Source organism: [Clostridium] aerotolerans DSM 5434 (genome assembly GCF_000687555.1).
Taxonomy (GTDB): domain Bacteria; phylum Bacillota; class Clostridia; order Lachnospirales; family Lachnospiraceae; genus Lacrimispora; species Lacrimispora aerotolerans.
Window position 1 is genome coordinate 452,177 of record NZ_JHWJ01000001.1, and the last position, 21,397, is coordinate 473,573.

The window sequence follows — 21,397 nt, forward strand, 5'->3', positions numbered from 1 at the left end:
TATCCGGTGCTCTCTTTGCATTAGATGGTGATTATTTCGTATTCGTCACTTCCAAGGCCGATTTTTACTGCATGCTCAATGGAGGACTGCCAGTTGGTATTGGGGTGAGTATCTTTAAAATGGTCATGATGATGGCTACCGTGCTTTTCTAAAATACTGCCTGCCATGACTGGCTGACGGTTTACCGCATCTGCACAAGCCAAGTCTAAAGCGACCGGATCAAAAGAGGCGAACATTCCTACATCTGGGATGATGGGAATATCATTCTCTGCATGACAGTCGCAGTAAGGAGAAACATCCATTACCAGGCTGATATGAAAATGAGGACGGCCCTTTAAAACTGCCTGGGTGTATTCTGCAATCTTATAGTTTAAAATATCATTGGATTCATCAAAGTTGGTTTCTACCGCATCTACAGGACAGACACCAATACAGCGGCCGCAGCCTACGCAGTATTCATGATCAATAGATGCTTTCTTTTCTTTAAAAGAGATGGCGCTGTGTGCACAGTTCTTCTCGCAGGCATGACAGCCAATACAGAGTTCTTCCGCTACGTGGGGCTTTCCTGAGTTGTGCATCTCCATCTTACCGGCTCTTGATCCGCAGCCCATTCCAATGTTCTTTAATGCGCCTCCAAAACCAGTGCTTTCGTGTCCCTTAAAATGAGATAGGGAAATAAAAATATCAGCGTCCATAATGGCTCGTCCAATTTTAGCTTCTTTTATATATTCTCCATTGATGGGAACAAGGCTTTCATCCGTTCCCTTTAATCCATCCGCAATTATTACGTGACATCCCGTAGAAAAAGGAGAAAAACCATTCTCGTATGCAGTATCCAGATGATCCAAAGCATTCTTACGGCTTCCTACATATAAGGTATTGCAGTCCGTTAAAAATGGTCTGCCGCCCTGATCTTTGATCAGATCAATAACTACCTTTGCGTAATTGGGGCGCAGATAGGACAGATTGCCCAGCTCTCCAAAATGGATCTTGACTGCTGTATATTTGTTATGGAAATCAATCTGCTCCATCATTCCAGCCTTTGTTATCAGTCGTTTGAGCTTTTGTGGCAGGTTCTCTCGAAATGTGGTACGAAAGTTTGTGTAATAAACCTTTGATTTCTCCATGACCGTCTCCTTTTGATAAAATTTATTATCTTTTCATTATACTGTAGATGGATTGGGAATTCAAGAATTGATTTGGTACTTTATTTCCAATTGCATTTGTGATAAACTAGGAGAATCATATTGAAGTTATCGGGACTGGCATATGGAGGTTAAGAGGATGAAACAAATCAGGGGAATGCTGAGGGTCGTTTTTGGCCGGACTACATTTGGAGTTGTGTCTCTTATAGCTCAGGTAGCCATATTTTTTTGGATTTACCGCTTTTTGAGCCGTTATATCGTCTATTTTTATGGCGGTTTTACATTGTTAAGTGCATTGGTCATTATTTATATTCTCAATAAAGAGGAGAATCCCAGCTTTAAGCTATCCTGGATGATACCTATTGCTGCGGTTCCTGTTTTTGGAATCCTGTTTTATTTGTTTGCAGAGCTTCAGATCATCGGAAAGCTGATAGATAAGAAGCTGCGCGACAATATGGAACAGACAGAACCGTATCTGATGCAAAATCCAAAGGTAATAGACCAGCTTGCAAGAATCAGCAGACAGGATGCTAATCTTGCCAGATACATTAAAAATACCGGTCATTATCCTGCCTATGGAAACACCAATGTTCAGTACTTTTCTGTGGGTGAAACCATGTTCACGGCCATGAAGAAGGAGCTGGAGGCAGCGAAACGGTTCATCTTTATGGAATTTTTCATTGTTGAGCGTGGGGAAATGTGGGATGAAATCCTTGAAATTTTAGAGAGAAAAGCAAAAGAAGGCGTAGAAGTCCGTTTTATGTACGATGGGATGTGCACCATTGCTCTTTTGCCAAGCAACTATACAGATGAGTTAAAGGAAAAAGGGATCAATGCCAAGGAATTTTCTCCCATTAAACCTGTACTTACCACCTATCAGAACAACCGGGATCACAGGAAGATACTTGTAGTAGACGGCCATACAGCTTTTACAGGCGGTGTAAATCTGGCAGACGAATACATCAACCGACGGGTTCGTTTTGGTCACTGGAAGGATACTGGAATCATGTTAAAGGGGGATGCGGCAACCAGCTTTACCATGATGTTTCTGGAGATGTGGAATATTTCTGAAAAGGAACCGGAAGATTACGGCAAATATCTAAAGGATCCGGAATATTTCTACCCCCTGGAGCTTAGCCGGGAAGGATTTGTGATTCCTTATGGGGACAGTCCTCTTGATGGGGAGACCATAGGAAAACAGGTATACATGGATATTATAAATTCGGCCAGACAGTATGTACAGATCATGACTCCATATTTGATTCTTGATTATGAAATGGTAAGAGCTCTTACCTATGCAGCAAAACGTGGAGTTGAGACAATTATTATCATGCCAAGAATACCGGATAAAAAGTATGCCTTTCTTTTGGCCAGATCCCATTATAAAGAATTAATCCGGTCAGGTGTTCAAATTTTTGAATACAAGCCGGGCTTTATTCATGCCAAGGTATTCAGCAGTGATGGCATAAAAGCGGTGGTGGGTACCATTAACATGGACTTTAGGAGTCTTTATCTTCATTTTGAATGCGCCGCATACTTGTATTGTAATGAGGTAATACGGGATATTGACAGAGATTTTAAGGAAACCATAGCACAGTGCAGAAGTGTCAGCATGGAAGACTTAAATAAAGACCCCTGGTATGAGAGATTTGCAGGCCGTGCTCTTAGGTTGTTCGCCCCTTTGATGTAGAGCCTTTAACGGAAAATGCGCCGGAAGTATAACTTCCGGCGCATTTTTTATTGGTAATTATCATTACGGTGCTGCAACTTCCAAAATAACAATGTTTGCAACGATTGGAGTTGTTGCATAGAAAACAGTCTGACCAGTTGTATTAACCAGCTGTAAGGTAGCAGGGATTGCTCCTACTGTTACTAATGCTGATCCATTCAACTGACCTGTAACGATTGGTGAACTTGCGGAAACTCCACCGCTGCCATTGATTTGAAGCGTGAAGTCTACAAACGTAGAAGGTCCTGCCCCGTCTGTAGCTACCCACCAGGTTACGAAATAATTGCCTTCTGCAACAATTGTGACAATACCTGTAGCTGGGTTGTAAGAAATATTAAGACTCTGATCGTTTAAAACAGTATTGAAAAGTACGGGGCTTCCATTTGCAACTGACCCGCCTTCAACTGTTAACTGAGCCTGAAGGCCTCTAAACTGAGCTGCGGGCCCAGAAGGTCCGGTAGGTCCAGTAGGTCCGGTAGCGCCAGCAGCGCCGGCAGGTCCGGTAGGTCCGGTAGCGCCGGTAGCACCAGTAGCACCAGTAGGTCCGGTAGGTCCGGTAGCACCGGCTGCGCCAGTAGCACCAGTAGGTCCGGTAGGTCCGGTAGCGCCGGTAGCACCAGTAGCACCAGTAGGTCCAGTAGGTCCGGTAGCGCCGGTAGCGCCAGTAGCACCAGTAGCACCAGTAGGTCCAGTAGGTCCAGCAGGTCCGGTAGCGCCGGTAGCGCCAGTAGCACCAGTAGCACCAGTAGGTCCGGTAGGTCCGGTAGCACCAGTAGCACCAGTAGCACCAGTAGCACCAGTAGGTCCGGTAGCACCGGTAGCGCCGGTAGCACCAGTAGCACCAGTAGCACCAGTAGGTCCGGTAGGTCCAGCTGGTCCCTGGAAGCCCTGTGGACCCTGAGGTCCTACAGGTCCCTGTGGTCCGGTAGGTCCAGTTGCGCCATTAGGTCCAGGAATACCCTGGGGGCCGGTAGGTCCGGTTGGTCCCTGGAATCCTCTAGGTCCCTGAGGTCCGGTAGGCCCTTGTGGGCCGGGGCATCCTCTTGGCCCTTGTGGTCCTACGCAGCAACCGCCACCTCCACCGCCACCGCAACCACAACCATGGCGATTTCCGTCCCAATCTCTACAATTATTCATTATAACTCCCTCCTGTCAAGGCGAAATATATTCTTGTAAATGTTTTTGTAGATGAGTATAGTTCATAAAGGTTTTACTTTCCTTTATAACATATCATATGTAGGAAGTCTTAAGTTTGATAGAGACAAAATAAACTTGATCCAAAAAAATGGATTCAGACCTCATAATTTAAGTTTTTAAATCAAATGAAAGGAGTCAATTTTGGGAAAATATGGAGAACAAAGGATACCCAGGGAGCAAAGTATGGATCCTTACTGAGTTCATGTGAAAAGCTTCGAGTTATTCCAGAGTATTGAGAGGATGTCCCAAGCCTTTAAGAGGTACATGGAATATCTGGTAAGAAAAAACAGCGGCTTGTAATTATTTTTACATGCCGCTGCTATATAATGGAAGGGTTATTTAGCTGTGCCTATAAAAAGACAAGCTCTTGCCAAAGACGAATTCCTTATTGGATGATCAGTCTTAAATCCTGACTGTCCATCGTGATTAGAATCCGATGGATATCGTGTTTCCAGGCTGTTCTTAAGCGCTGATCCGTAATAGGGATCCGCTCCTTCTGTATACTTGATGCACCTGTAACATATAGTTTTCCAAGGTTCCCGATGGAAATAACGTCTCCAGTTACCGTGGGTTCTTCATAAAACATCAGGGACAAGACCGGAGATTTAAGGCTTCCTTCGTAATGGTCCTCAATCACAATTTCTTTTCCTTTTTTATGAACGGTACTTCTTATATAAGTACGAATCCGTTCATCAGGATAAGCAGACGAAAGATCCATGGATATCTTGTTTTCCGTCGGAGCAAACTGGTAGGATACCTCCCTTGCCCCATACATTTCCCCATCTTTTTGAAGAATTGGTTTGTCGCCATCAAAGAAGGTGGGAAGGTTGTGATAACAGGACTGCATGGTCCATATCTGGTAACGGTCAGGGGAAAATGTCTTCTTGCTGTAGGTTTCTACCCCCACATCAATAAGCAGAGGGAATCCATCCTTGTAGATGGTAATGCTTCCGGTATCGTTGTGGTTATGGCTGTCATTATTATCTCCAGCCTTTACTGCCAGAGAAAAATGCTCGTCCCTTGATAAAAAGATACCTACGCTTTCATACCAGATATCCTTATGAGTAATATCAGGGGTCTTTTCCCAGGAAATCATTTCCTCATGGGTAAAGATGGTCTGTAAGCGGTAGAAAAGATTATGTTCTTCCAAAGTCAAAGGATCCTCGCTGTTTTGGTAATCAGAGGCAGCAAAAGCCATAAGCTCCTTGTTTTTTGTCATTTTTCCAAAGAGGAACTCTCTTGCCCCGCATCGGCCAGCAACAGGAGAGCAGTCTGCGAAATTTACGTAATAGATATCACTTATGTGTACATTTAAGATATAGGAAGCTATGTTTTTTGTTTTATCCCATTCATAAGCAGAGGAGAAAGCGTCTTCGGTTATTTCATTTAATAGGAACAGGCAGTTGAACAGACAAAGGCCCGCATGACGGAAGTACTGGGCACCTTCGTCGCAGCAACCGTCTTCCCCGTATTCTTTAAGAAAATAGTCCATGCTTTTCACTGCTTTGTTTAATATTTCTTCCTTTTGTGTTTCCGGCAGATCGCGGCTGAATGCAGAAAGAAGGATATTCTGGGTACACCAGATGGTCCAGTTATTCATCTGGCTTACACCGTCCCCCATCCACCAGAAATGTTCCTTTAAATAGGGAATGAAAATGCGTGTTTCCAGGTTTTTATTGATCATATCTGACAAAAAGGGGCTTACCTCTTTAAGCTCCTGTCTTAAGAGATATTCTGCGATGGAGAGAACAGAAGCTGTCTCAGCGGCAAAGAGATCAATGACTGGCCGGGTAATGTCGGGAAGAATAAACTGTGGCGTGTCACGGATATAGGAATTATGGGCAGGCAGCTGCCATGCATTTTCTTCACATATTACATATAAGCCATTGATGATATCGTCAAGAAAACGTCCCTTATGCTCCACGCATTCCGCCAAAACCAGACTATCCAGAGCGTTCCGCCTTAAGAACTGCTTGTCTTCATAACGGCTTCGGTTTCCTGTTCTGTTAAACTCCATAAAATCCACGGCTGTGAGAGAGGGATATTGAAAATTGAGATAAGCCTCTCCGTTTTTTACAAGCTGTTCTTTTAAATCCTCAGGAAGTGCCTCCCACTGGTTTCGCTGGGAAGCCTGAGGATAAGGCTGAAAACAGGATAATGGTTTTTTGATGTTTTTCGTAAGTTCAGTAATCACAATTCATTCTCCTTATTCTTCATCGTATTCGCGTATGGTATTTTGCTGAATAAATTCTCTGGGTGACAAGCCTGTTACCTTTTTAAATACTTTGCTGAAATAGAAAGCGCTCTCAAAGCCCAGCTGGTCAGCCGCCTCGTAGATTTTCATATCCTGTTCAAGAAGAAGGGATTTGGCCTTGTTTATTTTAGCCTGGGCAATATATTCTGAAAAGCCCAGCTGGCAGTTCTTCTTAAATAATATACTTAGATAGTTGGGACTTAAGCCAAAGATTCCTGCAACTTCATTTAAGCTCAGCTTCTCAGTAATATGATTATTGATATACTTTTGTACATTTGTGATCACATGAGCTTTGTAAGTTTTTCTCTTAGATCTAAGGACTTCGCATAAGCCGTCCCTGAAGGTGACCATCCATTCTGAGATCTGTGTCACTGAGGTGAAACGGTAGATAGAACGGTAGCCATCACGATAGGAAGAAAAAATTTCAGCCATGTTCGTTTCTCCATCTGGGAGCAGGGAGAGAGCCAGATAAAGAATGTTGCAGGCTCCGTCGGCCGCCTGGGAAAAGCGCATGGGGTGGGATTCAAACAGTTCGATGATTTCTGTCAATGTCTTATAAAGCACATCCGTATCAAACTCATTAAACGCTTTTGTTATTTCGCTTTTAAATACAGAAATATTAAATGCATTTCGCATGGAGGCAGTATCCGATACAGTGAAAATAACAGCTGGTTCTGCCTCAGAGGACCTTACAAAAGCCTGACGGGCCTCCTGATAGGATTCGCTGATTTTTAAAGGATGGCTGACAGGGGTCCCCACTCCGGTATACAGGGTGACGTTAAAGTAGTTATTCACCATTTCCGCCGTATGGATAAAGCATTGTGAGACCACACTTTCTTTAAAGTCATCGGTCCCAGGAAGATGAAATACCACTGCAAAGTGTTTCATATCCAGGGAAAATACATAAGCAGGAAGATGCTTGCAAATAATTTCCTTTGCCATCTGAAGGGTGCTGTTATACAGGTTCATAAGCTTTGTATAATCCATATCCTTATGACCGTCTTCCCTGATCTCGCAGAATGCCGCAAAATAGCATTTTTCATCAAAATCCAGCTTCAGATCTTTGGACTGAAGCAAAAACTGTTCCTCGCTGTCAAAGAGATTATGAATAAGCCGCATAAAAAATTTTTCATAATAACTCTGGAGCAGGGGACGTCCCGATTCCTTGTATTCCATAGAAACCTGTAAGGTATCCAGGCGGGAGAGGGCCTTTTTTACGGCTTCTGAAAGGGCGTCGGCATTTAACTCCAGTTTAATGAGATAATCGATGGCTTCATATGACATGGCTTCTTTAATCAGCTGAAATTCCTCGTAGCTGGTCAGAAAGATAAAAAGAGGAATTCTTCCATAAGTCTCCCGGCTTGCTTTCGCCAGCTCCAAGCCGTTCATGATTGGCATACGGATGTCGGATATAACAATTTCAGGAGAGTATTCTTCAATCATTTCCAGGGCATTTTGCCCGTTCACAGCAGTGCCGCAGATTTCAATTCCGTAATCCGCCCAGTTTAACATGGATTTTATTCCAATCTGAACCAAAGGTTCGTCGTCTGCAATCAATAATTTCTTCATAATCTTACCTTTCTGCTCCCTGGTTGTCCCCGAAGAGTTGGTAGGGGATTCGTATGCTCATGGTAGTAAATTCTAAAGGCTCACTGGTGATGGTGATTCCATATTCCGGGCCAAAATCGTGCTGAATCCGTTTGTTTACATTGCTGATGCCGATGTGACGGAAGAACTCGGTGTTGTTAACGCCGTCCGTATCATTTTGCATCACCTTATTTATCATTTCCTGCGTCATACCGATACCGTTGTCGGTAATATCTATTTTTAAAATCTTTTTATCCGCCTCAAGCTCTGTCTGAGCGGAGACAATGATATGACCAGTTGTTTTAGCCGGTTCGATTCCATGGAACAAGGCATTTTCTATGATTGGCTGAAGGGAAAAACGGTGAATCCGGCATTGATAGAGATCTTCAGACTCAATTTGATAATCAATGGTTACGCTGCCTCCATAACGGTACTGCTGAATGAGAAAATAATCCTTTACCAGATCCAGTTCTTCCTTTAATGTGATAAAGGAAGCGGTTCCCTTGGAGACATTCTTTAACAGCCTTGCAAGGGCTGTGGTCATATCGGCGATGCCGTTTGCATTCTGTATGGTGGCCATCCATTTAATGGAATTAAGAGTGTTGTATAAAAAGTGGGGGTTGATCTGGCTTTGAAGGATCTGATATTCCAGATCTTTTTTCTGCTTTTCATCAGAAACCTTTTTATCAAGCAGCGTCATAATGTTTTCTGACATGCTGTTAATTCCTCTGCCCACCTGTCCAAGCTCGTGGTCCCATTCAATGGCAGGGTCTTTGGAGAAATCTCCGTCAGAAATCCTTGATATTTTACTGCTCACCTTACGGATGGGGTCCATAATAATCCTGTTTAAGAAAAATATCAATAAGATACCAAGAGATAAGATGAAGAGGCAGATACCAAGTAGAATCAGCATGTAGAGATTCTTCTGCTGCTTAAACTGCTGCTCCGACAACACCTGGTATAAACGGAAATCTTCGATTCCTTCAATACCTTCAATGGGGCGCTCCACGACTATCCGTTTTTCTCCTTCATCCGTGGTAACAGAAAGCACCTCAGTTCCCTGGGACAGGGAGTCGGACTCTGACAGCCGCTCTTTCTCTTTAAAAGGATAATTTGTTTCCTTCCAGTTTCCCTTGTCAAAAACATAATTTTTTTCTCCGATAGACAAGAATAGATTGCTGTCTTCAGGCAAAGGATATGAGGAAAGATAATCTGTAAAAATACGTGAAGAGATTTCCACATAGGTCCAGCCAAGAATCTCTGAATTGAATTCATTGTAAACGGGCCGGACGATTGGCAGGAAGGTCTCCTGGCTGATCTCTGAAAAAGGATCCTTTACAAGGCCGATCCAACGAAAGTCCGGTGATTCATACAGCGTTTTAAAAAAGTTTTTCTTCCGGATAATCATGGCGGCATAGGAGGAGGTGTAATTAGCAGAAGCAGCCATCTGAAGAAAATTGTTCTCATCGATGGAGGAAACGATGACCCGTGACATATATTCGTTGGAACGGGTGTTGTAGTATTCTTCCTTTAACCGGCTGTGAGTAGAGAGAGCCAGCGGCCTTAAGTTAGCCATGTCTTTTTGTGCAGTAGGGAGCTTTGGCTGGCCCTTTAAGGCTTCCAGATAATCTAAAATAGCACCGTTGGAGCAGCACCATTTACTGAAATATATAATGTCCTTCATATCGGCTGCTATATTGTTGTTTACGACCTGTAAGCTGAATTCTGCTGACTGGATCTGGTTCTTTCTTAGAAAAGACTGAAAAACCGAAAAGCAGACCGAAGTCGTCAGAATGGTAATAAGCAGGGTGACAGAGGCGGTAAGTGTCATGAGCTTTCCGCGTATTGTTTTGGGAATGAGCTTTTTCCACATGATTGTACGGTGTCTCCTCTCTGTTTTTGCAGTGTTGTCTTACGGTAACATCTACAAAGTTAGCGTATTTTTTGTAAAATGTCAATGAAAAACCCGGCCTGTTTTTTAAGGAAACAGGTCAATATGTATGCAAAAGAGAAATATTACTGCTAATCATAAAATATTGCATGTTTCATTGATATTTCAAAAGTTCTGGCATAAATAGTGAATCTTTTCTTAAAGAATTTCCATTCTTAAAAAGGGAACATTCATATATAATTCAGGTATGGTAAATTCTTAAGACTAAGAAGTTGCTGTTTAATTATTCAAATCAGGAGGGTATACAATGAAAAAAAGAATGCTTAGCATTACTCTTGCCTGTGCAATGGTGGCAGCCAGCCTTGCTGGATGTGCCGGTGCACCAAAAGATGCCACAAAGGCTTCTTCCGAAAGCGCAGCAGAGACAAAACAGTCAGAGACAACAAAATCAGCAGATGGCAAGACTACATTAAAATGGTCCGTTTGGGATATCAGCTCAACCACTTACTATCAGCCTCTTATTGATGCATTTGAGAAAGCTCATCCAGATGTAAAGATCGAGATGGTAGACTTAGGATCTACAGACTATCAGACCGTTCTTGCAACAGAATTAACAGGAAGCGGTTCTAATTTTGACGTAGTTACTGTTAAAGACGTACCAGGTTATATGACACTGGTAAACAAAGGCGTATTAGAGCCCCTGGACAGCTATATCCAGTCCTCTAATGTTGATTTAACTCAGTATAAAGGACTTACCGATCAGATTACCGTTGATAAAAAGTTATATGAACTTCCTTTCCGTAACGATTTCTGGGTATTGTTTTATAACAAAGATATCTTTGACAAAGCAGGCGTATCTTATCCAACCAATGATATGACATTTGAACAGTACGATGCTCTGGCAAGAAGCCTTGCAGTTGACACACCAGGACAGGAAGTATACGGTGCTCATTACCACACCTGGAGATCCGCAGTACAGCTTTTCGGTGTTCTTGATGGAAAGCATACTATTTTAGACGGCAAATATGAGTTCTTAAAGCCATATTATGAGATGGTATTAAAAGAGCAGGAAGATGGCATTGCTCAGGATTATGCGACCTTAAAGACAAGCGGACTTCATTACTCCGGCGCATTTGCTCAGGGTAACGTAGCTATGATGAACATGGGTACATGGTTTATTTCTACTTTAATGGAGAAAATCCGTACGGGTGAATATACCGACGTTACCAACTGGGGAATTGCTAAATATCCTCACGCAGAAGGTGTAGAGCCAGGTTCTACTCTTGCAACTATTACATCCCTTGCAATTCCAGCAAATGCACCTCACAAAGATCTTGCATGGGAATTCATTAATTTCGTAAGCGGCAAAGACGGCGCAGAGATCCTTGCATCCACAGGAACCATCCCGGCAGTTATGAACAGCACAGTTGCTGATCTTGTTTCCGGAACAGAGGGCTTCCCTAAGGATGATACAACAAGCGTGGACGCTCTTAATACCTCTAAGCTTTATCTGGAAATGCCGGTAAATGAGAAGAGTTCTGAAATTGAAACCGTTTTAAATGAAGCTCATGATGCAATCATGACAGGCAGCATTTCCGTAGATGACGGCATTGCTCAGATGAATGAAAAGATTGGTGCGATTTTAGGCAAGTAAATTCTAAGCTACAAAGAGAGGCGGGCGATAAAAGCCCGCCTCGTTTAAAGAAAACTTCTGATTTGATTATAGAAATAAAAGGAGGAGACCCATATATGGCAAAGACAACAACAGAGTCGCAAAAGCAGGAAAAAATCACAGCCTTGCAAAAAGAGCGGGAAGCTCTAAGTCTTAAGCTTAGAAGTGCCGACGGTGCAAGAAAACGTGATGGGCTGATTGCGAAAATCGAAAAAATAGATGAACAGATTAAAAAAGTGAGGACAGGAGAGCGGTTTACGAGACAGGAAAAGAGGAATCTGATTGCATATTCCTTTATTGCTCCTAACTTTATCGGCTTTGCTGTTTTTACCCTGGGACCGATTATTTTTGCTTTTGTCCTGGCATTTATGAAATGGGATGGAAACAGTCCCATGCAGTTTACAGGACTGAAGAATTTTATAGATATGTTCGCCAATGCCAGATTCCGGGCGTCCTTTGTTAATACCATTGTCTACTGTCTGGCAACGGTGCCCTTAACACTGGTCAGTGCCCTCGGCCTTGCGGTAGTCTTAAATCAGAAGATCAAAGGAAGAAACTTTTTTCGAACCGTTGGCTTCTTCCCTTACGTAGCTTCCTTAGTAGCAGTAGCCGCTGTATGGAATATGCTCTTTAGCCCAATGAAGAGCGGTCCAGTCAATATGCTTCTTTATAACCTTGGCGTTCATGCAAAAAGCCTTCCCAAATGGTCTGCGGATCCTCACTGGGTAATGTTTACCATCGTTTTATTCAGCGTTTGGAAAAATATGGGCTATTACATGGTAATCTATCTTGCCGGCCTTCAGGGAATCAACGGAGAGCTTTATGAGGCAGCAGGACTTGATGGCTGTAATGCATGGCAGAGATTCCGCTATATTACCTGGCCTCAGCTTCAGCCAACTACCTTCTTCGTAACCATTATCCTGACCATTAACTGCTTTAAGGTTTACGACATCGTATACATGCTGGCAGGCGGTTCCAATGGTATTGTAAGCTCCCAGGCCATGGTCCTGGTTTACCATATCTACGAAGAAGCCTTCCGTAACTGGAATCTTGGTTATGCAAGCGCAGTTGCTATGATACTATTCTTAATGGTACTTGTCATCACACTGGTTCAGTTCCGTGGTGAGAAGAAATATGCAAACTAAGAAAAGGAGGATTCTAAAATGAAAGTAAAAAGCACAAATTATAAAATCAGCAGATGCCTCCTGTATGTGGTTTTGCTCCTTCTGACCGCTGCTATGCTGGTACCCTTTGTATGGATGCTCTCTGCTTCCTTAAAACTGGATAAAGACGTCTTTATCTTTCCGATCCGCTGGATTCCTGAAAACCCCAGATGGCAGAACTATCTCGATATCTGGACCAAGATTCCGCTTCTCACCTTTGTAACGAATACGGTGAAAATCACTTTGATCGTAACCTTTTTACAGCTCCTCACCAGCAGCTTTGCGGCTTACGCATTTGCAAAATTAAAATTCAGGTATAAAGATACCTTATTTATGGCCTACATCGCTACCATTGCGGTTCCATGGCAGGTATATATGGTGCCTCAGTTCATGATGATGAGAAATTTCGGGTTAAATGATTCCCACTTAGCCATAATTTTCCTTCAGGCATTCTCTGCCTTTGGTGTGTTCATGATGCGCCAGTTCTATCAGGGAATCCCCGATGAGCTTTGTGAGGCAGCAAGAATCGATGGTATGAACGAGTACCAGATTTATGCGAGAATCATGCTGCCCCTGTCAAAGCCGGCACTATCCACACTTACCATATTTACCTTTGTAAATACGTGGAATGACTTCTTAGGACCACTCATCTATTTAAAGACAGAAGCGAAAAAGACACTGCAGTTAGGACTTAAAATGTTTATCAGTCAGTATAGTTCAGAGTATGGACTCATTATGGCTGCTTCGGTTCTTTCCTTAATTCCGGTACTTATCGTGTTCCTATCTCTGCAAAAGCATTTCGTTGAAGGTGTTGCTGCAACCGGTGTGAAAGGGTAAGGAAATAAAAATGATAAAAAATTTCGTGGACAATATCCATAACGAAGCTTATAAGGATCAATATCTCGCTCCTGTCTTAGATGCAGAATCTTATGTGTTTACTGGCGGTAGAAGAGAAGAGTCCTTAGACGGCTCCTGGAATTTCTCCGTAGATATGTACGATAACTGTCTGAGGGCCAAATGGTTCCTGGAGGAAGAAACCAATTTTGAGGGGCGAAAGGTGCCTCTGGATTACGGATTTGATGACTGGGAAGAGATCCCGGTACCAGCAGTATGGAACCTTGTGAAACCGGAATATTTTTATTATGAGGGACCGGCGGTATATAGCCGCCGGTTTCTTTTTGACGGGAAAACAGACGGCCATGTGTTTCTTCGGTTCGGTGCAGCAGCTTATGAGGCAAGAATCTTCTTAAATGGTGAATTTCTTGGACTTCATCTTGGTGGTTCCACTCCTTTTTGCGTGGAAGTTACCCCATATCTAAAAGAGGAAAACCGTCTTATAGTGGTGGCAGATAACACCAGACGTCAGGATCAGATACCCAGTGAGAACACGGACTGGTTCTTATATGGAGGGATTTACCGAGGTGTATCCCTTTTTTCTGTTCCTGATACTTATATTAAAAGCATGAATGTACATTTAGAAGACTGGAGAAAAAAACAAGTCTCTGTTTCCATATCCTTAGGTGGTGCAAGCCATTATGAAGGGGGAGAGGCTGTTTTTTCCATACCAGAGCTTCAGCTTAAAGAATCCGTTTTACTGGGACCTGGTGGAACAGCAGAATTAACATTTGTGGCAGAGGCGCTTTCTCTATGGAGCGTAGAAAGCCCAAAGCTCTATGAGGTTCAGCTGACATACTTAAATGATGGAACAGTCATAGATGTGGTCAGAGACCGGATTGGTTTCCGGACAATAGAGACAAGGGGAAAGGAAATCTTACTAAACGGTAAGCCTGTGTTTTTAAGAGGCGTATGTCTTCATGAAGAGACAGAAGAGCATGGAAAGGCAGTAACCAAAGAAGATATCCGCAAGGCCTTCCTAAAGGCAAAGGAAATGAACTGCAATTTCCTGCGTCTTGCCCATTATCCCCATACTGAATGGGTATCCCAACTGGCAGATGAAGAAGGCCTCCTGTTGTGGGAGGAGATACCGGTATACTGGTGGATTGATTTCTCCAATCCAAAGACCCTTACAGATGCAAAGAACCAGCTGGCAGAGCTGATTAAGAGGGATCATAATAGGGCCAGCGTCATAATCTGGTCTGTTGGCAATGAAAATCCAGATACGGACGAGAGATATCATTTTATGCGTGAACTGGCAGAGACAGCAAGGGGATTGGATAAAAGCCGTTTGATTTCAGCCGCATGCCTGGTGGATGCAGTGAACTTAAAGATATCGGACCGGCTGGAAGAGCACCTTGATATCATTGGGTTTAATGAATATTATGGCTGGTATGATCCGGATTACCAAAAACTGATTACCATACTGGAAGAATCTAAGCCGGAAAAGCCAGTGGTTATCAGTGAATTTGGTGCCGATGGGTTTTCTTCTACCAGTGAAAATATGAAAAAGGTAAGAGGCTCAGAAGAGGAGCAGAAAGAAATTTATGAGATGCAGGTAGAGCTCTTTAAAAAGACCAGCTATATTCATGGGACCGTGCCATGGATCTTATTCGATTACCGGACACCAAAGCGCCTTGGCGCTTATCAGAAGGGCTATAACATCAAAGGGCTGGTAACGGCTGACCGGAAAAGGGAAAAGCCTGCGTTTTCAGTCATGAAAAAATTCTACGAGGAGGTAAGAAAGAATGAGCAAAGAGATTGAAACCTTATTTGAAAATAAAGCAGAACTTACGGAAATGGAATGCTCCAAAGCAATGGATTTTGCTATCTTACAGGTGAGAGAGAATTTAAAGGAATTTACCCATTCCTTTAAGAAAGCATTCAGCGAGGATGGCTTTTATCAGCCTACTGCCAATGTAAACTGGACCACCGGTTTCTGGACCGGACAGATCTGGCTTGCCTATGAATGGAGCAAGGATGAGGCGTTTTTAAAGGCTGGAAAGATTCAGATTGAAAGCTTTTTAGACCGGATTGACCAGAAGATAGAAGTTGACCATCACGATATGGGATTTTTGTACTCCCCATCCTGTGTTGCAGGATATAAGCTGTCTGGAGATGAAAAGGGAAAAGAAGCTGCCATTAAAGCGGCGGATCAGCTCATCAGCCGCTTTCAGCCAGTGGGCGGATTTATCCAGGCCTGGGGTCCCATGAACCAGCCGGAAAACTACCGTTTTATTATTGATTGCCTGTTAAATCTGCCTCTCTTATACTGGGCAACCGAGGAGACTGGTGATCAGAAATACCGGGACATTGCTGAAAAGCATATCCACACAGCCATTGCAAATGTCATCAGAGAGGATTATTCTACCTGGCATACCTTTTTCATGAACATGGAAACAGGAGAACCAAGTCATGGCGCAACCTGCCAGGGATACCGGGATGGTTCCGCCTGGGCAAGAGGTCAGGCATGGGGAGTTTACGGCTGTGCCATGGCATACCGCTATACGAAGCGTCCGGAATACATCGAAGATTTTAAGCATGTGACCGACTATTTCCTGGAGCACCTTCCGTCTGATCTGGTTCCTTACTGGGATCTGGAATTTGGCGAGGAATCAACGGAGCCAAGAGATTCTTCTTCCGCCTCCATCGCTGCCTGCGGAATGCTTGAGATGGCAAAATATTTAGATGAGAAGGATGCTGCTTACTACACCTCTTTGGCTAGAAAGATAATGGCATCTGTGGTAAAAAATTATGCAGTCAGAGATTTTAAAGAATCCAATGGCCTTGTTCTTCACAGCACCTATTCCAAAAAGTCTCCTTACAATACCTGTACACCGGAAGGCGTTGATGAGTGCAACATCTGGGGCGATTACTTCTATATGGAGGCCCTCACCCGTCTGTCTGGGGATTGGAATCCATATTGGTAATTATCATAAAAATCTGAAAAGAGGCGAATGTATATGAAACTTGATACAAAGCAGGAGTTTTCTCAGTGGATGTTCCAGGTCTTAGACCCATTAAAGCCCTTGTACAGCGATGGCTGTGCAAGACTTCACCTGGGAGACAGCGGTGTCACCTATCCAAAGACCAGTATAGAGATGGAAGCATTTTCCCGTCCATTATGGGCACTCGTGCCTTTCTGGCTTGGAGGGGGAACGGGATTTGAAGAGATATACCAAAAAGGACTTAAGAATGGTACGGACCCAGATCATCCAGAATATTGGGGAGGATTCGGGGATTATGACCAGAGATTTGTGGAGATGGCGGCCATTGCCTGTGGCCTTATCTTTACGCCCGAAAAAGTATGGGAGCCTTTGGGTGAAACGGGAAAGGAAAACCTGGCAAACTGGCTCTATGGAATCAATGAACATATTATCCCAGACTGCAACTGGCAGTTCTTCATGATATTAGTCAATGTAGCTTTAAAGAAACTGGGCCGTCGCTATAACGAGGAACGCCTGGAGTCTGGCCTTTCGAAAATCGAAAGCTATTATACTGGAGAAGGCTGGTACCGGGATGGCGGTTCCAGTCAAAAGGATTATTACATTTCCTTTGCCCTTCATTACTATGGGCTGATTTATTCAAAGGCCATGGAAGAGGAAGACACTGACAGGTGCCATCGTTTTAAAGAACGGGCCATATTATTTGCCAGGGATTTTCTTTACTGGTTTGATGAAAATGGTGCCGCGCTTCCATACGGAAGAAGTCTTTCCTATCGTTTTGGGGAAGCGGCTTTCTGGTCAGCTTACATTTTTGCAGGACTTGATGATATTCCCTTAGGAGTTGTAAAAGGAATCATCAGCCGTCATATAAGCTGGTGGATGGATCAAAAGATGTTTGACCGGGATGGAGTTCTAACCATTGGCTACAGCTACCCAAACCTTATTATGGCAGAGCGATACAATGCGCCAGGTTCCCCCTACTGGGGAATGAAAATACTCTTATGTCTCGCCCTTCCTGATGATCACCCCTTCTGGAAGGCAGAAGCAAAGGAACTTCCTCCCCTTTCTGAAATAAAGCTGTTAAAGCAGGCGGATATGCTGATGCACCGTCACGGCAGTGATGTTATTTCCTATCCGGCAGGCGTTTGTGAGAAGTACGGACACGGTCATGTTCCAGAAAAGTACTCTAAATTTGCCTATTCCACCAGATTCGGATTCTCTGTTGCAAGAAGTCAGATCATACTTCATGAAAATGCACCAGATTCATCCCTTGCCTTTGTCATTGACGGAGACGATTATGTATTTGTGAGAAAATATAGTGATTCCTACGAGGTATTGGAAGACCGTGTGATCAGTCGCTGGCATCCGTTTCCGGGCATTTCAGTGACCACCACCATTATTCCAAAAGAATATGGTCATGAAAGAATCCATGAAATAGAAAGTCAGTACGATTGCATGGCATATGACTGCGGCTTTTCCGTTGAAAAGTTCACGGAAGGCTATGAGCAAAAGGCAGAAGGCGCGGAATCTACTGTGTCTTATAACAAACAGGGCTGCCGCGTTTCCGGGAAGGGTCCGGAGGCAAAAGGCATTGTCATTGAAGTAGATCCAAACACCAATGTGCTTTACCCTAACGCGTCCATTCCGGCAGTGGCTTACCGGATAAAAAAAGGGGAACCCATACGACTGGAAACCAGGGTAGAAACCTATCTGTAATCCGTGAAATGGTACACTTAAATTTGAAAATAAGGTAGCGTCTTTTCCTTACGTGGATTATAATGGAACCACAGTTTGAATCAAAGGAGGGGTTCTTTATGGAACTGAAAACAGCAAAGCTGGAATGGCTGGAGGATCCGCAGGTTTTTGCAGTAAATCGTATCCCGGCCCATTCCGATCATTGTTATTATGAATCGGCAGAAGAAGCGCAAATTGGGGAAATGAGGCTTCGGCAGTCGTTAAATGGCACATGGAAGTTTTCCTATGCAGACAATCCAGGAGAGAGGGTAGAACGCTTTTATGAAGCGGATTTTTCAGGGGATCAATTTGGTACCATTGAGGTGCCAGGCCACATAGAATTAAATGGATACGGTCAATGCCAGTATATTAACACCATGTACCCATGGGATGGACTGGCAGATATCCGTCCGCCGTTTACAGATAAAAGCAACAATCCGGTGGGCAGTTATTTAAGAGACTTTGAGCTGGAGGCGCAGCTTAAGGGAAAACGTCAGTTTATTTCCTTTCAGGGAGTAGAGACCGCTTTTTATGTATGGGTTAACGGAATCTTTATCGGTTACGGAGAAGATTCCTTCACCCCCTCAGAGTTTGAAATCACCCATGCCTTAAAAGAAGGTACAAACCGTCTTGCCGTTGAGGTATATAAAAGAAGCAGCGCCAGTTGGATCGAGGATCAGGACTTCTTCCGGTTTTCCGGCATCTTCCGTGATGTTTATGTGTATGCAATACCGGAATGCCACGTAGAAGATATCTTTATTCACGGAGACGTTTCCGATGATTACGAAGATGGCCTGTTACGGGCAGAGCTTAAACTCACTGGAGAAATAAGCGGAACCATTTCTGCTATTTTAAGGGACAGGGAAGGGGCAGAAGTAACCAAATGTGACGCTGTCCCAGCAAAAAGAGACGTAGAATTTACTGCCTGCGTGAAAAAAGCCCGTTTATGGAGCGGAGAAGATCCTTATCGTTATGAACTGACAATCGTGCTTACTGACAATCAGGGCAATATAAGAGAAGTCATTCCCCAGAAAATAGGCTTCCGACGCTTCGAGATGAAAAACCGCATCATGCATTTAAACGGAAAACGAATCGTATTTCGAGGCATCAACCGTCATGAGTTTAATGTGAGAAGAGGACGGAGCATTACGAGGGAAGATATGACGTGGGATATCCGTTTCTTAAAACGCCACAATATCAACGCCGTGCGTACATGCCACTATCCTGATCAGAGTCTCTGGTATGAGCTCTGTGATGAATATGGAATCTATCTCATTGATGAAGCGAACTTAGAAAGCCACGGCTCCTGGCAGAAGATGGGTGCCGTGGAACCTTCCTGGAATGTGCCAGGCAATCTTCCGGAATGGAAGGATTGCGTTGTGGACCGTGCAAAGTCCGTGCTGGAACGGGATAAAAATCACCCTAGTGTACTGATCTGGTCATGTGGTAATGAGTCCTATGCGGGAGAGGATATTCTTGCAATGGCTGATTTCTTTAGAGAGCGGGATCCGGGAAGACTGGTTCACTATGAAGGCGTATTCCACAACCGGGAATATGACAGAATCAGTGATATGGAAAGCCGGATGTATGCAACTGCATCTGACGTCGCAGATTACCTGAAAGGCAATCCGGAAAAGCCATTTGTCCTTTGTGAATACATGCACGCCATGGGTAATTCTCTGGGCGGAATGCATAAGTATACGGAATTAGAAGATCAGTATGACATGTACCAGGGAGGCTTTATCTGGGATTACATGGACCAGTCTCTGATGAAGAAGGACGCCTATGGAAAAGAGCACATGACATACGGCGGCGATTTTGGAGACCGGCCAACGGATTACAGCTTCTGTGGCAATGGCATTGTATATGCAGACCGAACCGAATCACCCAAGGCCCAGGAGGTTAAATATCTGTATCAGGATATTCGCCTCACTCCTGATTCTAGGGGCGCAACCATAGAAAACAGAAGAATGTTTACGGATACTTCTGATTTGGAGTTTGTATACACCGTGTTAAAGGATGGAGAACTTGTCTTCCAGAAGAGCTTCTACGCAAACGTTGATCCCCTGCAAACACAATTTATCCAGATGGAAGTTCCGGAGTTTCCAGAGCCAGGAGAATATGTACGTCAGGTCTCAGCCCTGTTAAAACAGGATACCTTATGGGCTGATGCCGGATTTGAGATTTCTTTTGGAGAAAATGTTTATCTGGTAGAAGGGAAAACAGAAAGCTCTTTAAAAGAGCCTTTGAAGGTGATTTATGGTGATGTCAACATCGGAGTTTTCGGAGACGGTTTTCGGGTATTATTCTCCAGACAGGAAGGAAGCATTGTTTCCCTGGTCTATGACGGAAAGGAATGGGTTGGAAGACCTGTGATGCCGGTATACTGGAGAGCTACTACGGACAACGACAAAGGCAATAAATTCTCTGTAAACAGCTCTGTCTGGTATGGCGCAGGACGGTTTTATCGCTATGACAATAAGAACTGTGAAGTGGAGGAGGGAGATGGATTCATAAAAGTAACTTATCTCTATGAATTATCCACAGTTCCAAAATCCTCTACAAAAGTCACCTATCTGGTAGATGGAAGCGGTGCCATTCAGGTTAAGGCCGTATATCAGGGGCAAAAAGGACTTCCTCAGCTCCCTGCTTTTGGCTTAAGGTTCATCACCCCGGAATCGGTAAAGAAATTTGCCTGGTACGGAAGAGGGCCGGAGGAAAATTACAGTGACCGTAACAAAGGCGCAAGGCTTGGAATCTATAAGGATACTCCGGAAAATAATGTATCCCGGTATCTGGTTCCCCAGGAATGCGGCAACAGAACTGAGGTCCGTTGGCTGAAGGTATCCGATATGGAAGGCCATTCCATTGGGTTCCGGGCAGTAAATCAGCCATTTGATGCTTCTGTTCTGCCATATACGGCAGAAGAACTGGAATCAGCGACTCACAGAGAAGACCTTCCGGCGGTGCGTTATACCGTGGTGAGCATCTTAGGTGCCATGAGAGGTGTAGGCGGTGACGACAGCTGGGGAGCACCAGTTCATCCGGAATACTGCATCAGCGGTGAAGAAGAACTTGTTACAGAATTCATCATTGAAAAGCGATAACTATGATTGGGCAGGCAATGTTGTTTTATAAAAACACTTTGCCTGCTTTCTTTTATAAAAAATCATGGGAAGGGGTTGT

Annotated in this window: 13 protein-coding genes; 8 read left to right on the forward strand and 5 right to left on the reverse strand. The window is 43.8% G+C overall.

Features of this window, described 5'->3' with window-relative positions:
* Window positions 1–20: 20 nt before the first annotated feature.
* Window positions 21–1,127 carry a DUF362 domain-containing protein gene (locus T546_RS0102180; RefSeq protein WP_026890211.1) on the reverse strand — a complete coding sequence of 369 codons (1,107 nt, stop codon included), beginning with the start codon at window positions 1,125–1,127 and terminating at the stop codon, window positions 21–23.
* Between the two features lie 157 nt (window positions 1,128–1,284).
* On the opposite strand from T546_RS0102180, the gene cls reads away from it, so the two are divergent.
* Window positions 1,285–2,835: a cardiolipin synthase gene (gene cls / locus T546_RS0102185; protein ID WP_026890212.1), complete on the forward strand. Its 1,551-nt coding sequence runs from the start codon at window positions 1,285–1,287 to the stop codon at window positions 2,833–2,835.
* 63 nt (window positions 2,836–2,898) lie between these two features.
* Here the strand turns inward: cls and T546_RS26095 are convergent, their stop codons facing one another.
* The 4 genes from T546_RS26095 to T546_RS0102205 form a co-directional block, all read right to left on the reverse strand.
* The gene (locus tag T546_RS26095) at window positions 2,899–4,011 is read right to left on the reverse strand and encodes a collagen-like protein (RefSeq protein ID WP_084326079.1); all 1,113 of its coding nucleotides are present in this window, start codon (window positions 4,009–4,011) and stop codon (window positions 2,899–2,901) included.
* Window positions 4,012–4,456: 445 nt separating this feature from the next.
* Window positions 4,457–6,265, reverse strand: coding sequence for a heparinase II/III domain-containing protein (locus T546_RS0102195; RefSeq protein WP_026890213.1), 1,809 nt, complete (start codon window positions 6,263–6,265; stop codon window positions 4,457–4,459).
* Window positions 6,266–6,277: 12 nt separating this feature from the next.
* On the reverse strand, window positions 6,278–7,894 hold the full coding sequence (locus T546_RS0102200; protein WP_026890214.1) for an AraC family transcriptional regulator: 1,617 nt from the start codon (window positions 7,892–7,894) through the stop codon (window positions 6,278–6,280).
* A 4-nt stretch (window positions 7,895–7,898) separates the two neighbouring features.
* Window positions 7,899–9,785, reverse strand: a complete 1,887-nt coding sequence (locus T546_RS0102205; RefSeq protein WP_026890215.1) for a sensor histidine kinase — start codon at window positions 9,783–9,785, stop codon at window positions 7,899–7,901.
* 325 nt (window positions 9,786–10,110) lie between these two features.
* Between T546_RS0102205 and T546_RS0102210 the strand changes: the two genes are divergently transcribed.
* From T546_RS0102210 to T546_RS0102240, 7 genes are all read left to right on the forward strand, one after another.
* Complete coding sequence (locus T546_RS0102210) at window positions 10,111–11,457, forward strand: ABC transporter substrate-binding protein (RefSeq protein WP_026890216.1); 1,347 nt, start codon at window positions 10,111–10,113, stop codon at window positions 11,455–11,457.
* 95 nt (window positions 11,458–11,552) lie between these two features.
* Window positions 11,553–12,620 (forward strand): carbohydrate ABC transporter permease, encoded by a 1,068-nt coding sequence (locus T546_RS0102215; RefSeq protein WP_084326094.1) that lies wholly within the window; start codon window positions 11,553–11,555, stop codon window positions 12,618–12,620.
* Window positions 12,621–12,638: 18 nt separating this feature from the next.
* Window positions 12,639–13,475, forward strand: a complete 837-nt coding sequence (locus T546_RS0102220; RefSeq protein WP_024835645.1) for a carbohydrate ABC transporter permease — start codon at window positions 12,639–12,641, stop codon at window positions 13,473–13,475.
* Between the two features lie 10 nt (window positions 13,476–13,485).
* Window positions 13,486–15,297, forward strand: coding sequence for a glycoside hydrolase family 2 protein (locus tag T546_RS0102225; protein ID WP_026890218.1), 1,812 nt, complete (start codon window positions 13,486–13,488; stop codon window positions 15,295–15,297).
* Entirely contained in the window at window positions 15,281–16,462 is a 1,182-nt protein-coding gene (locus T546_RS0102230) for a glycoside hydrolase family 88 protein (RefSeq protein WP_026890219.1), read from the forward strand. Before T546_RS0102225 ends, T546_RS0102230 begins: the two co-directional genes overlap by 17 nt.
* A 33-nt stretch (window positions 16,463–16,495) precedes the next feature.
* Window positions 16,496–18,193, forward strand: coding sequence for a DUF2264 domain-containing protein (locus T546_RS0102235; RefSeq protein WP_026890220.1), 1,698 nt, complete (start codon window positions 16,496–16,498; stop codon window positions 18,191–18,193).
* 98 nt (window positions 18,194–18,291) lie between these two features.
* Window positions 18,292–21,318, forward strand: a complete 3,027-nt coding sequence (locus T546_RS0102240) for a glycoside hydrolase family 2 TIM barrel-domain containing protein (protein WP_026890221.1) — start codon at window positions 18,292–18,294, stop codon at window positions 21,316–21,318.
* Window positions 21,319–21,397: the final 79 nt, after the last annotated feature.